Below are 11,908 nucleotides of genomic sequence, written 5' to 3'. Positions count from 1 at the left end.
CGTCGCAACGCGCACCGGCGTTGCCGATGCGGTCTCACTCCGCCTTCCGCGGCACCACAAAAGTCTGGCCGGGATAGATCAGGTTGGGGTTGTGGATCTTGCCCCGGTTGGCGTTGTAGATCACCGCGTAGCGGGCGCCGTCACCGTAAGCGAGCCTGCTGAGCGCCCACAGGCTGTCGCCGCGGGAGATGACCCGGTTGCCGCCTGCTTCGGCCGGTGCGCCGCTGATGGCGTCCGCCGGCGACGCCGATGCAACGGTCGTGGCCGCGGGCGCTCGCGCCATCACCCTGGGTTTCGGTGCACCGATAAATCTCGGCTGAACCGTGGGCCTGTCATGCGCCGATGCCTGGCGCGCCGATGCCGACGGCAGGGATGCCACGACATCAGACTTGTCGTCGGACTTCTCGGCCTGCTTCAGCTCCAGCTTCGCGGCCGGTGCCGGGCGCGCGGGCGGCGGCGCGGCTTCGGCGATGGTCACCGGCATGCTGCGGCCCGACTGCGTCACGGTACCGTCAGGCGCTTTCGCCCGCAGGGTCAGCTCATAGGAGCCGGCGGGAAGCTGCGGCGGGGTCATCACGAACTGGCCCGAGGCATCGGCGACAACCGTATCGAGCGGCTTGCCGTCGCGCAGCAGCTCGACCTGTGCACCCGGCGCGGCCCGACCCGCGATCACCGCCGCCTCGCCGTGATCGTCGACGCGCGCGACGTCGAACCGCGGGCCGGCATCGGTCGTGGCCGCCGGCGGCTTGGCCGGCACGAGATCGGCCAGCGCCATGGCCTGCTTCTGCGTCTCGGCCAGCGCATCGACCTTCGGCGCGGAGGCTGGGGGCGCCGATGGTGCAGGCGGCGCGGCGGCGGCGAGCTTTGGCTCGTCCGGCTTCGGCTCTGGCTTGGTCTCGGCCTTGGCTTCGGGCGTTGCCTCCGGCTTGGCGGCGACGGCGATCTCGGTCTGCGCGCCGCCCGGCAGCAGGCGGCGCAGCTCGGTGGGACCGATCACCAGCAGGGTGCCGCCCACCGCGAGCAGGCAGAATGCAATGAAGGCCTTGGAAGCGGTGATCATCAGACAATGAACCCTTGGATCGCAAATCAACCGAAGCCGGCAAATTGCGCCGATTTGGCTGCGTCAGCAAGTCGATCATTGGGATGATGCACCTTTCGTTCCGGCACGCCCGGCATGAACCGGCGGGGCACCGACGGCGTCAAATCACCGAGGCCGCATCGCGGTCATTTCTTGAGGATTTTTTTCCGTGACCGCATTTTGCCGTCCTGCACCATGGCTGGCGCTTGTCTTGACACTGGCCGCCTCTCCGGCGCTCGCCGCATCCGGCCCGCCGCCGGACTACATCCTCACCAACAATGCCGGCCTCGCCTTCACCTCGCCCGATGGCGCCACCAGGATCGAGCAGTACATGAAGGACGGCGGGGATTGGGACGTCAAATGGCAGGTCTGGGCTCGCCGCGGCGAGCAGATGACGGAGCTGAAGCCCGAGCAGGGCTACGGGGCCGGCTTCCGCTTCACCGGCGACTCGCAATGGCTGGTGCGGATGCAGAAGACCGGCTCGGGCGAGCAGGACCTCTATCTCTACCATGTCGAGAAGGGCGCCTTCGCGAGCGCGACGAAGAAGCCGCTCAGCGATCTCGCCTGGGCCTATTTCTACGGCCGGCCGGAGACGAAGAGGTTCGCCAAGCTCGACTTCCACATCTCGGCCAATCTCATGGAGGGTACGGAAGAGGCCTATCGCTCGCTCGGCATGGACTGGCCCAACAACCGCTACCTCGTGATCTCGCTGTCGGGCGAATATGACAATCATCCCAAGAACGTCGCCATGAAGGGACTGGGCGGCTGGCATTGCCGCTATGATCTCGAGACCGGAAAGTTCGACGTGCCCGAGACGTTCGCCAAGAAGAATGCGGAAGCCTTGAGGTGGGAAATCCGCCGGTGATCCCCCGGAATCGCGTCACCGTAAATCCAGCCAGCGGAGCTCCCGCCGATCGAGGGAAATCAACCCTCTGATTCCGTTCCGATTCATGTTTTCCTAACCCTTACTGGTAACGGGCTCTTGTCGGTTTTGCTGCATCTTGCATCCCACGGGAGGGCTGGATGGGCACATCAATCCGATGGACCACGCGCATGCGCGCGTTGCTCCGCCGTTGGCAGGGCGCGCCGCTGACGTGGCTGATCGCCGGCGGCTTCGTGCTGATGGTCGCGATGGCCATCGGCACCGCGCTCACCGTCGATCGTTTCCGGCAAAATGCAATCGAGAGCGGCCGCGACAGCCTGGAAAACTCCGTGCGCATGCTCGCCCGGCATTTCGACCGCGAATTCGCCGACTTTGCGGTGCTCCAGAAGAGCGTCATCGCCGAGCTTGAAAGTCACGGCATCGCATCCGCCGATCTCTTCCGCAGCGAGATGGCCACGCTGGCCATGCACGAGGTGCTGCGCGCAAAGGCCAGCGGCTGGTCCGACGTCGCCGGCGCCAACGTGTTCGATTCCAACGGCGTGCTGATCAACTCGTCGCGGCGCTGGCCGGTCGCCGATATTTCGGTCGCCGACCGCGGCTACTTCAATCGCCTCAGGAACGATCCGGCCTCGCAGGAAGAGATCGAGGTCGTGCCCGGCCGGCTCGGCAACGGAGCTGCGATCGTGTTCGCGCGGCGTGTCTCCGGTCCCCACGGCGAATTCCTCGGCATGGTGTCGCGGGCCATTTCGCCGGAGCAGCTCGAATCCTTCTTCGCCTCGGCCGGGCTCGGCGAGGAATCCTCGATCGCGATGCACCACCAGAATGGCCAGCTGCTCGCGCGCGTTCCGCATGTCGACACGATGATCGGACAGAATTTTCGCAACGGCACGCGCGAGCAGATGGCGGTGTTCGAGCGCACCTTCGTCACGACGCAGCTCGCCAGCCCGATCGACGGCAAGGACCGCATCGTCGCCGCGCGCCTCCTGACCGGTGAGCCGCTGGTCGTGGTCGCGACCAAATCGCTGGACGCGACGCTGGCCACCTGGCGGACGCAGACAAAATTCTTCGTCGCCGTCGCCGTGCTGTCGATCGGCCTGCTCGTGCTCACGCTGTTCCTGATCTTCCGCCAGATGACGCGCAGGCTCGCCGCGGAGAAGCAGCAGCTCGACACCGCGATGAACACCATGACGCAAGGCCTGTTGATGTTCGACCAGGACGAGCGCCTGATCGTCTGCAACCGGCGCTACATCGAGATGTACGGACTGTCGGCCGACGTGGTGAAGCCCGGTGCCTATTTCCGCGACGTGATCCAGCATCGCTATGACACCGGATCGTTCCACGGTGACGTCGCGTCCTATTGCGACGACATTCTGAGCAATACCGGGCGAACCCAGAGCGCCGTCGTCGAGACCGCGGACGGCCGCCTGATCGAGATCAAGAACCAGCCCGGCGCCGCCGGCGGCTGGCTCGCGACCCACGACGACGTCACCGAACGCATCCGCGCCGACGAGCGCATCGCGCATATGGCGCATTACGACGCGCTGACCGACTTGCCCAACCGCGTGCTGATGCGCGGCCATCTGGAGCGCCGCATCGCGGAGCTTGCCCAGGGCCAGCCGTTCGCGATCCTCTACATCGACGTCGACGAATTCAAGGGCGTTAACGATTCGCTCGGCCACGAGGTCGGCGACGAGCTGCTCCGCCAGGTCGCCAACCGCCTGCGCGCCTGCGTCAGCGGCAACGACCTCGTTGCGCGCCTGGGCGGTGACGAATTCGCCATCGTCAAGGCCGGCACCAGCGACCGGACCGAGCTGACGGCGCTGGCGGAAAATATCCTGAAAGCGCTGCGTACGCCCGTGGACTGCAAGGGCCAGGAGATCCCGACCGATGCCAGCATCGGCATCGCGATCGCGCCCGATCACGGCGACAATCTCGACGATCTGCTCAAGCGCGCCGATCTCGCGATGTATGCCGCGAAGTCCGAGGGCCGCCGCACCTTCCGCCTCTTCGTGCCCGAATACGACGCCAAGGCGCGGCTGCGCCGCCAGCTCGAGCTCGACCTGCGCCAGGCCCTCGCCCGCGGCGAGTTCGAGGTGCATTACCAGCCGCTGGTCGATCTCGCGGCCAATGTGGTCAACGGCTGCGAGGCGCTGCTGCGCTGGCGCCATCCCGAGCGCGGCATGATCTCGCCCGTCGATTTCATTCCGGTCGCGGAAGAGACCGGACTGATCGGCGAGATCGGCGAATGGGTGCTGAAGCAGGCCTGCACCGAGGCCGCGAGCTGGCCCGGCGATATCCACATCGCGGTCAACGTCTCGCCAGTGCAGTTCCGCGCCAGGACGCTGGCGCTCAAGGTTGCAGCCGCGCTCGCGGAGTCAGGACTTGCGCCCGGACGGCTCGAGCTCGAGGTCACCGAGACCGTGCTCATCCGCGACGACGAGGAGGCGCTGACGATCCTCCAGCAACTGCGCGAGCTCGGCGTACGCATCGCGCTCGACGATTTCGGCACCGGCTATTCGTCGCTGAGCTATCTGCACCGCTTCCCGTTCGACAAGATCAAGATCGACCGCAGCTTCATCAGCGACATCGGCCAGTCCGAGGATTCCTCTCCGATCGTGCAGGCGGTGGTGCACATGGCGGCCGCCCGCCACATGGCGACGACGGCCGAAGGCGTCGAGACCGAAGCCCAGCGCGAGGTGCTGCGGCAGCTCGGATGCAGCCAGATGCAGGGCTGGCTGTTCAGCCCCGCCGTGCCGGCGGCGAAGCTGAGGCAGCTGTTGTCGGCGCAGGCGGTGGCGGCTTAGATCGGCGATATTGTTCGGGTGCGGCACGATTTCGCAACAAACCCTGTCGTGCCTGAAGCGATCCGCCAACCCACCTCAGCCTCGACGTAACACCGAGCAAACACACCAGAGAGCGCGGCGCATCAACATCTCTCGGCTGCCCCTTGCGCACGATTGCGTGCACAAATCCTTCAAGACGCAATTTAAGGTTCAGTCACGAGGCAGACCAAATTGATCCTCGTCATGTCGGCGTCAACCGACAGGCTTCTTATGCAAAGGGGACGACAGTATAGGAGCAAAACGATGAAGCAGACAGCTTTCAGAACTTTTGCAATTGCAACTTCGACTATCGCCTTTGCAGCACTGTTCACCGTTGACTGGTCTGAGCAGCGCGGGATTTCGCTCTCAGTTGAGAGTGCCCAGGCGAGGCGACTCTATGTCAGCCCGTATCCCTACAGTCACTACATACCCGATCAAACCGGTCTGCCCTGGTACGCAGTGCGAACCTACTATGCTGGCGGCCCCTGGTGTGGGGCCGGCGGCGGGACCGGGTACGGCACGACGGTTGGAGTCTTTGGCCGTGCTTCCTATACCTGCTACGACGGTTGGGATAGCTATGCGAGGCTCAACGGCATTGGTTGCACGCCCGGCACATTGATCAAGGGCGGTGACGGAATCATGTACGTCTGCCAGTAAGCACGCGGACTGCAACGAGAGGCGGCGCGAGCGCCGCCTCTTTCAATTCGAAAACGCTGTGCGTTCTTGCCGTCACGGGCTCGCGCACCATCGAAGAAAAGTCGTTGGTAGCGTCAGAGTCTCTGCCTCATCCGAGGCTCGCAAGCTCCCTCGTCCAACTTTGATCTAGCGCAATGCCGACCCGACGGTGAGGCAGCATCTTTTCAGCATGGGGCAAGCCAGTAATGGAGCAAGTTCATGAGACAGATGCTTCTAACAAAACTTGCAATTGCGGGCTCAACTGTCGCATGCGCGGCACTGTTCTCGTTTAGCTGGTCTGAACAACACGGCGTCTCCTTGTCGATGGAGAGTGCCCAAGCACGGGTCGGTCGACCGCTGACCCCAATGAGCGTTGCAGGTGTTGCTCGCCGGCAAAATCGGCGGGCTGCGTACGGGTATGGTGCCGGGGTGGTCGGCGCCGGCGTCGCCGGCGCGGCCGCCGTAGGCACAGCCGCTGCAGTGGCGGCCACATCCCCCAACTGGGGATGGGGAGGCAGCCCTTACGACACAGGTGTCGACAACTATGGAGTTACGGGCGTGAGTCCCGCCAGAGGTGGGCCTTCCTACGGTGGTGGAGCCTTGGGAGCTAATGCCTACTATCCTGCGTCCACAGCCGGCGACAGCAGTGGCTGGTACATAACGCCCGCCGGCATGGCCTGCACATCGGGGACTTTGGTCACAGGCGCCAACGGCTTGCCGTTCCGCTGTCCGTAAAACACAGACGAAGGCCGGTGAAGCGGACAAGGACTTCGGCCCGTCAGGGTATCAGCGACGTTATGGCATCCTGATCTAAAGGGTCGCGCTAACAAGTGATTGTGCGCAAAGCAACGGAATTTGTTGCACGCCCGGCACACTGATCAAGGGCGGCGACGGAACCATGTACGTCGGCCAGCAAGGAAACACGCAGCGACCAGGAGGCGGTCCAAACGGCCGCCTCCAGATAAAACTCTTCCTGGTCCTGCATGCGGATTGATGTTGCCTTCGAAGGGCACCAACCTTGCTTTGCGTGATTTCAAAAGGAGAGTGACGATGATCAGGCTATTTGCTGTTGCAGGTTTTGCGTTGGCCATCGCGTCATCGACGCAGGCAATGCCACGCGCGCCGATTCAGTCGGACGATCTCATCACGCAAGTCGCTGCCGGCTGCGGGCCGGGTAGGACGATGGTCAACGGCGTGTGCGTAGCCAGAACCACAATCCGCCAGACCCGCCGGGACGTCCGCAGATGCGTACGATGGAATGCAGGCGTTTGCGCGCTGTACCAGTGAACCACCATCGAGCTAGCATCTGATCGGCCTCGCGCAGTTCAATCGCGAGAAAACGTACTTCCCCGCGCCTGCTTCGCGTCGGGAGAGCTAACACTTGCGAAGCTACGCAGGCATCGCCTGTTACCGCTGCTTCCCTTTCGGACAATGGTGCGAGCGGCAATTTCAAGCTCCAAATCAGCGGCCGACCTCAGGAGCAAGTGTGCACCCGTAGGTCAGCTTGGAGCGCTCCAGAGCGGTACAAGGTCAATCATGCTTGTCCGGGGATGGCGACAATTGTGTTCTCTGCGGGGTGAGCGTCCGCGCACCAGTGTGCGCGCGTGGCTCACGGCGGACCAGCGATCTCGTTCGTCAAAGGAGTGTTCTCTTGATCCGCTCACGTCCCCAATCGTCATGGGTTGGATGAAGAGCAGTTTGCATCCGCCTGAGGACGATCGGCACGGCGTCAAGGCTGTTCTCAAAACAACGATCGGTCTTGATGGAGAGGCGATGCTGTAAGCCAGTCATGCCTGGCATCTGCAGGCTTCGAGCCCGCCCTTGAGGCTCGCGAAGGGCTGAGATGGCGACGGCATCGTCACTCCACTGTAATTAGAAAGGAGGTGACGGCAATTTGGTACGTGACCTTTGAAGTTCGCAGAAGTGGCCTGCTTCCGAAACCGCGAAGTCCCCATGAAACGAGGACGTTTGCAACCGAGGCCGAGGCCAAGGCGTTCGCTCGCTCAAAGCTTGAGGACGGCTTGGTGCTGTTGGCTGGCACCATCAATCCGCATTCTCCCAAGCAACTCATTCCGGCGTCCCGCATCCAGTCCTGGCTGGCTGACGATCAGGAAGGAGGCCCCACTAATGCCGCCTGTCCCGACTAGGCGCGCAAACGGCTCGCACAGCATTCTGCCGGGGAAAGCCATTAAGACGATGTATCGCACCGGCAGAGCCGAAGGCCATGCGAGCGTTAAGCCATGAGATGCTTGCCCACGAAGTTCATGAGCAACATGACGATTATCAGGACACCCATCACCACCACCGCGACGTTTGCGACTCGTCGCAACGGCCCGCCAAGGGGGTTCAACTCGATCAGGAAGCGCAATAGCCAGATCACGAGACCGACGACAACGACGTTGATGACTAGATAGATCAGACCTTCGAGCATGGCAGGCGCTCTCAAATCTCGGGCGGCATGCGCCGTTTCTCCGCCTTCTGTCGAGAACGCACCCGCCTCGGAGAAGGCTTCGCTGCGTCGATAGCGCAGCATAGCTCCGAGAGCACGAAGGCTCGGGATTGTATCGTGCACTATGCAGCTTTTGCCAAAGTTCCGAATAGCAACCTCGTCCAAGATAGCTCCTCGCCATTGACGTGGATCAAGCGACGCGTTCGCCATCGGGGAAGTATCGACAGGCAAGGTACACACTGACCACAAGGAGGCTCATGATGAAGCGGATTGGCGGAATGCAGCTCGCATTCGTAGCAATCGGGCTGGCGTGTGGATTTGGCACGATTAATTGGTCGGAGAGCGACGGCCTGTCGCTTGTACAAGGCGCAGAAGCCAGGGTCGGACGACCGGCGACGCCGATGAGCGTCGCAGGCGTTGCGCGCAGACAGACGCGACGGGCAGTCGTAGGGGGGGCTGCGGTCGGCGCGGCGGCCGCCGGTACAGCCTGTGTGCGCGTACTGGTGAATGGTTCCTACGTGTGTCGTTGAGTCTGGACCTCAGCTTCGATGTCGCGGTCCCCAACAGGTGGCTGGTTGCGGCCCTAGTCACCTTGTGATCTTGGGAAACGGAATCGCAGCGGCGGTCGTTGGTCGCGCATGCTGCCTGGGGATGTCGGCCCTACCAAAGGGGACATCGCCCAGGCTTAAAGTTAGTTTGCCGCGCAGGTTCAGACCATCACGCGGCCGGTATGAATCAACACCCTGCTTCAGTCCTCGTCCTCGGCCTGCGCACGACGTCGTTCCACGACATCACTCATATCGTGAAGGACAAGGACCGCGAGGGCTCCCATGCGCTGCCTCTGTTCGGGACTGAGGGTCTTGTAGAGTGGCTGCCACGCCTCGGCGAGTTTATCCAAATCGGCTGATCGTTGAGCCAATGCCTCCGAGCGTCGTTGCAAGAAGGCGATGGGGTCACGATTGCGCATGGTTTCGACGGCATTTTGGTCGGCCCGTCTACCCACTGTTTCCGAGATTTTTGCAACACGGGCCTTCCGATCTTCCGCCCTGGCACGAATGGCGCTCTCGACAGGCGGCCAGAGTTTTTCCTGGTCAGGTGTAAGCTGCAACGCGGCCTTGGTCAGATCGATCCGCATGTCCATCAGTGTACTCCGGTCCACTGTGTTCAGCCGTTCTGGCGTCGCAGGGGACGGAGATTGCGCGTTGGCAATCGACGGTGCGGCAAGAAGGAGCGCAGCTGTTCCGATCACTACTGCTTTCATCATCGGGAACCTCCAAGGTGAGCGGCCCCCAGGCACCGCGCAGACAATGGTCGGCAGCGCGATGCCGCATTGATTCAAATCAAGGGAATTGGAGAAAGAATTGTGGCGCGCGGGCCGAGCGAGACCTGCGACATGTCCGTTCTTGCGCCGCCATTCTGACGAGCGGACGTCAACCCTTGATCGCAGCACAGCGCGACGCGGCGTTCGTCAGACCAGCAACAAATAGACCGCCCCGGGCGGCTTCCCCGGGGCCAGGTTGCTGGGGACCGAGATTGAACTAATAGCGCGCCGTGATCGGCGTCGTGTAGCAGCCGAAGCCGTAGTTGAAGCGCAGGGTGATCATGTCGATTCCGCGAGCTCGGCGTGCGCATCGCGCTCGACGATTTCGGCACCGGCTATTCGTCGCTGAGCTATCTGCACCGCTTCCCGTTCGACAAGATCAAGATCGACCGCAGCTTCATCAGCGACATCGGCCGGTCCGAGGATTCCTCTCCGATCGTGCAGGCGGTGGTGCACATGGCGGCCGCCCGCCACATGGCGACGACGGCCGAAGGCGTCGAGACCGAAGCCCAGCGCGAGGTGCTGCGGCAGCTCGGATGCAGCCAGATGCAGGGCTGGCTGTTCAGCCCCGCCGTGCCGGCGGCGAAGCTGAGGCAGCTGTTGTCGGCGCAGGCGGTGGCGGCTTAGCGCGGCCAGTCACCCCATCCCTCGCCGACGCCTCGCTACTTCTTCTTCGCCGGTCCGAAATCCGGTTGCCAGGCGGCTTCCTTGCGGCTCGGCGCCGCCGCGATCACCTTGGATTTTTCCTTCTTCGGCTTCTTGGTTTCGCGATTACCGCGTTGCTGACCCTTTGCCATGTCGCTCTCCGTTGGTTCGAGCTCGTCGAGCTCATCCGATTGCAGCAGCCGTCCACGAGGGGTGCAGACCCTGACGTCCATGTAGCCTTCGCGCAGCAGTTTTCGAGCGAGGCGCAGCGCGAACGTCGCCTTGCCGCGACCGAGATTGGAGCTGCCGTATTCGTTGGTCCCGCTGACCAGATACGGCACAATTGTTGCCCTAGCCATTGAAGATGGCGGCCGCGCCGACGAGAAGCAGAAGAAACCGCGGAACCATCACCGGCGGCACGATCCGATCCGCGAAGCGAACGCACGCCATCGAACGCTCCTGCGAAGCCTTCGGCGGGAGCACACGTGCCCCTCAGTCACCGGTCGAAGCCGTTGAGACGTGCGGTGATGGCAGCGACCCTACGCCCGCACCGAGCCAATAGCGAGGGTTAAAATGCTGCGGAAACAATGGCTGCTGTGACATCGTCGCTTGCCGGCCCGGCGACGATAGTACTGGCTATTGCCGCGGCGAGCGCGCATGGTCGTGACGGCCGGCACCGGTTGGGGCTTCACTTGCGAAAGGCAGGCGTGCATGACCATCCGCTCGCGGCGTGAAACCGTCACCTTCAGGCATCCGTTCCGCATCCGCGGCGTCGAGCGCATGTTGCCGGCCGGCGCCTATGAGGTCGTCACTGACGAGGAGGCGATCGAGGGCCTGACCTTCGCGGCCTATCGCCGCGTTGCCACGATGATCACCGTGCCCGCCGAAGGCCCCCGCGGAACCTTGGAGATGCTGTCGATCGGCTCGGTTGATCTTGCGAACGCGCAGGCCGCAGACGCGAGCGTGGCGAATGACTGACCGCACCGTCGATCTCGACAAGCACCGGGGCATGGCCGCGCAGAAGGCGACCGACCTGCGCCGCGCGCTGGCGGAGGTCGAGGCAAATGTCAGGGAACTGCGCGAGCGCGAGGCCGATCTCGAGAACCGTATGATGACGGTGCCCGCCACGTCCTGGCCGGAAGCGGCGGTGAAGGCGCGCCATCTGCTCAACCTCTATGCTGCGAGCCTGCCCGCCGAGGACACACGCCACCGCGCGCTGGTGGCGGCGCTGTTGGACGATTTCGTCCGGCTGTCGGGTGATGACTGAGACAAACGACGGCCGCCTGCAGTCTCGACGTGCGCCACGTTCCGGCCAGCCGGGAATCGGCGGCGATGATTTGAGGGGCATCGTGCCAAGCAGCAATCAGGTGACGGAGTAAGCCATGACATTGACCAGCGGCCGCTTTATCGGCCACGAATACGATCGGATGATCGTCCGGTTCTCGATGCATGACGGTGCCAGGGAGATTCCTTGCGCAATCTCGACCTCGGCGATGGACTACCTCGAGCCCAGCCCGCAGGTCAGGCCCGAGCAACGTGAGGCCCAGTTCACTCGCCTGCGGGATCGCATCGAAGCACGCGCGGCGAGCAAATATCGCGCGACGGAGTTCGAAGGCACGCCGCCCGGCATCGTGCTGCGAGGCATCGACTTCAGGCTATAGGGACCCGAGCCTTGACATCCGGCAGGGGCGGCTTGCGCTCAAAAGGCTTCTTCTTCGGCGGCGCGGGCAGCAATCCTTCGCGGATTGCCTGCTTCCGCGCGAGCTTGCGGGCGCGTCGAACGGCCTCGGATTTCTCGCGAGTCTTTCTCTCCGAGGGCTTTTCGTAGGAACGCCGCTGTTTCATTTCGCGGAAGACGCCCTCGCGTTGCATCTTCTTCTTGAGAACACGGAGTGCCTGCTCGATATTGTTGTCTCTGACGAGTACCTGCAATCGATCCTCCTCCTCGCTTGGGGCTGCAAATGCGACACGCCCTGCATGGCAGCCAATTGCGCAGGAGCTTCATTGCGAATTTTGAGGATAGCGCTGCGACATT

At 63.2% G+C, this 11,908-nt stretch carries 12 protein-coding genes and 1 pseudogene; 8 read left to right on the top strand and 5 right to left on the bottom strand.

Annotated elements, in window-relative coordinates; translation table 11 throughout:
* Nucleotides 1–34 precede the first annotated feature (34 nt).
* Nucleotides 35–1,060, bottom strand: a complete 1,026-nt coding sequence (locus ACVJ5M_RS05785; protein ID WP_063980490.1) for a LysM peptidoglycan-binding domain-containing protein — start codon at nucleotides 1,058–1,060, stop codon at nucleotides 35–37.
* A gap of 187 nt (nucleotides 1,061–1,247) precedes the next feature.
* On the opposite strand from ACVJ5M_RS05785, the gene ACVJ5M_RS05780 reads away from it, so the two are divergent.
* The 3 genes from ACVJ5M_RS05780 to ACVJ5M_RS05770 all read left to right on the top strand — a co-directional run bounded on the left by ACVJ5M_RS05780 (nucleotide 1,248) and on the right by ACVJ5M_RS05770 (nucleotide 5,440).
* Nucleotides 1,248–1,943 carry a hypothetical protein gene (locus ACVJ5M_RS05780; protein ID WP_231143775.1) on the top strand — a complete coding sequence of 232 codons (696 nt, stop codon included), beginning with the start codon at nucleotides 1,248–1,250 and terminating at the stop codon, nucleotides 1,941–1,943.
* A gap of 158 nt (nucleotides 1,944–2,101) precedes the next feature.
* Nucleotides 2,102–4,765, top strand: a complete 2,664-nt coding sequence (locus tag ACVJ5M_RS05775) for a bifunctional diguanylate cyclase/phosphodiesterase (RefSeq protein WP_283017921.1) — start codon at nucleotides 2,102–2,104, stop codon at nucleotides 4,763–4,765.
* 282 nt (nucleotides 4,766–5,047) lie between these two features.
* On the top strand, nucleotides 5,048–5,440 hold the full coding sequence (locus ACVJ5M_RS05770; protein ID WP_283017920.1) for a hypothetical protein: 393 nt from the start codon (nucleotides 5,048–5,050) through the stop codon (nucleotides 5,438–5,440).
* A gap of 2,251 nt (nucleotides 5,441–7,691) precedes the next feature.
* Here ACVJ5M_RS05770 and ACVJ5M_RS05765 read toward each other — a convergent pair.
* Nucleotides 7,692–7,991 (bottom strand): hypothetical protein, encoded by a 300-nt coding sequence (locus ACVJ5M_RS05765; RefSeq protein WP_354095961.1) that lies wholly within the window; start codon nucleotides 7,989–7,991, stop codon nucleotides 7,692–7,694.
* A gap of 176 nt (nucleotides 7,992–8,167) precedes the next feature.
* On the opposite strand from ACVJ5M_RS05765, the gene ACVJ5M_RS05760 reads away from it, so the two are divergent.
* Entirely contained in the window at nucleotides 8,168–8,437 is a 270-nt protein-coding gene (locus tag ACVJ5M_RS05760) for a hypothetical protein (protein ID WP_283017917.1), read from the top strand.
* A 218-nt stretch (nucleotides 8,438–8,655) separates the two neighbouring features.
* Here the strand turns inward: ACVJ5M_RS05760 and ACVJ5M_RS05755 are convergent, their stop codons facing one another.
* Nucleotides 8,656–9,171: a Spy/CpxP family protein refolding chaperone gene (locus tag ACVJ5M_RS05755; RefSeq protein ID WP_354095960.1), complete on the bottom strand. Its 516-nt coding sequence runs from the start codon at nucleotides 9,169–9,171 to the stop codon at nucleotides 8,656–8,658.
* Between the two features lie 342 nt (nucleotides 9,172–9,513).
* Between ACVJ5M_RS05755 and ACVJ5M_RS05750 the strand changes: the two are divergent.
* A pseudogene (locus ACVJ5M_RS05750) lies at nucleotides 9,514–9,855 on the top strand (EAL domain-containing protein); the annotation flags it as partial.
* Between the two features lie 35 nt (nucleotides 9,856–9,890).
* Here the strand turns inward: ACVJ5M_RS05750 and ACVJ5M_RS05745 are convergent.
* The gene (locus ACVJ5M_RS05745; protein ID WP_049807642.1) at nucleotides 9,891–10,214 is read right to left on the bottom strand and encodes a hypothetical protein; all 324 of its coding nucleotides are present in this window, start codon (nucleotides 10,212–10,214) and stop codon (nucleotides 9,891–9,893) included.
* Nucleotides 10,215–10,584: 370 nt separating this feature from the next.
* Here ACVJ5M_RS05745 and ACVJ5M_RS05740 point away from each other — a divergent pair, with 370 nt between their 5' ends.
* The 3 genes from ACVJ5M_RS05740 (at nucleotide 10,585) to ACVJ5M_RS05730 (ending at nucleotide 11,534) form a co-directional block, all read left to right on the top strand.
* Nucleotides 10,585–10,851: a hypothetical protein gene (locus tag ACVJ5M_RS05740; protein ID WP_063986001.1), complete on the top strand. Its 267-nt coding sequence runs from the start codon at nucleotides 10,585–10,587 to the stop codon at nucleotides 10,849–10,851.
* Complete coding sequence (locus ACVJ5M_RS05735) at nucleotides 10,844–11,140, top strand: hypothetical protein (RefSeq protein WP_028149307.1); 297 nt, start codon at nucleotides 10,844–10,846, stop codon at nucleotides 11,138–11,140. Before ACVJ5M_RS05740 ends, ACVJ5M_RS05735 begins: the two co-directional genes overlap by 8 nt.
* A gap of 115 nt (nucleotides 11,141–11,255) precedes the next feature.
* Nucleotides 11,256–11,534 carry a DUF1488 family protein gene (locus ACVJ5M_RS05730; protein WP_028149308.1) on the top strand — a complete coding sequence of 93 codons (279 nt, stop codon included), beginning with the start codon at nucleotides 11,256–11,258 and terminating at the stop codon, nucleotides 11,532–11,534.
* On the opposite strand, the gene rpsU is transcribed toward ACVJ5M_RS05730, so the two are convergent.
* On the bottom strand, nucleotides 11,524–11,805 hold the full coding sequence (gene rpsU, locus ACVJ5M_RS05725) for a 30S ribosomal protein S21 (RefSeq protein ID WP_063980487.1): 282 nt from the start codon (nucleotides 11,803–11,805) through the stop codon (nucleotides 11,524–11,526). The genes ACVJ5M_RS05730 and rpsU overlap by 11 nt on opposite strands.
* Between the last annotated feature and the right edge of the window lie 103 nt (nucleotides 11,806–11,908).

Source organism: Bradyrhizobium sp. S3.7.6, assembly GCF_054061875.1.
This window is presented reverse-complemented; position numbering and strand designations above follow the sequence as displayed.

What these genes read in the sequence shown, in the direction of transcription:
- ACVJ5M_RS05775 (WP_283017921.1), top strand. Translation starts at nt 2,102, where the DNA reads ATGGGCACATCAATCCGATGGACCACGCGCATGCGCGCGTTGCTCCGC.
- ACVJ5M_RS05785 (WP_063980490.1), bottom strand. Translation starts at nt 1,060, where the DNA reads ATGATCACCGCTTCCAAGGCCTTCATTGCATTCTGCCTGCTCGCGGTG.
- ACVJ5M_RS05755 (WP_354095960.1), bottom strand. Translation starts at nt 9,171, where the DNA reads ATGATGAAAGCAGTAGTGATCGGAACAGCTGCGCTCCTTCTTGCCGCA.
- ACVJ5M_RS05760 (WP_283017917.1), top strand. Translation starts at nt 8,168, where the DNA reads ATGAAGCGGATTGGCGGAATGCAGCTCGCATTCGTAGCAATCGGGCTG.
- ACVJ5M_RS05765 (WP_354095961.1), bottom strand. Translation starts at nt 7,991, where the DNA reads ATGCTGCGCTATCGACGCAGCGAAGCCTTCTCCGAGGCGGGTGCGTTC.
- ACVJ5M_RS05740 (WP_063986001.1), top strand. Translation starts at nt 10,585, where the DNA reads ATGACCATCCGCTCGCGGCGTGAAACCGTCACCTTCAGGCATCCGTTC.
- ACVJ5M_RS05735 (WP_028149307.1), top strand. Translation starts at nt 10,844, where the DNA reads ATGACTGACCGCACCGTCGATCTCGACAAGCACCGGGGCATGGCCGCG.
- ACVJ5M_RS05730 (WP_028149308.1), top strand. Translation starts at nt 11,256, where the DNA reads ATGACATTGACCAGCGGCCGCTTTATCGGCCACGAATACGATCGGATG.
- ACVJ5M_RS05770 (WP_283017920.1), top strand. Translation starts at nt 5,048, where the DNA reads ATGAAGCAGACAGCTTTCAGAACTTTTGCAATTGCAACTTCGACTATC.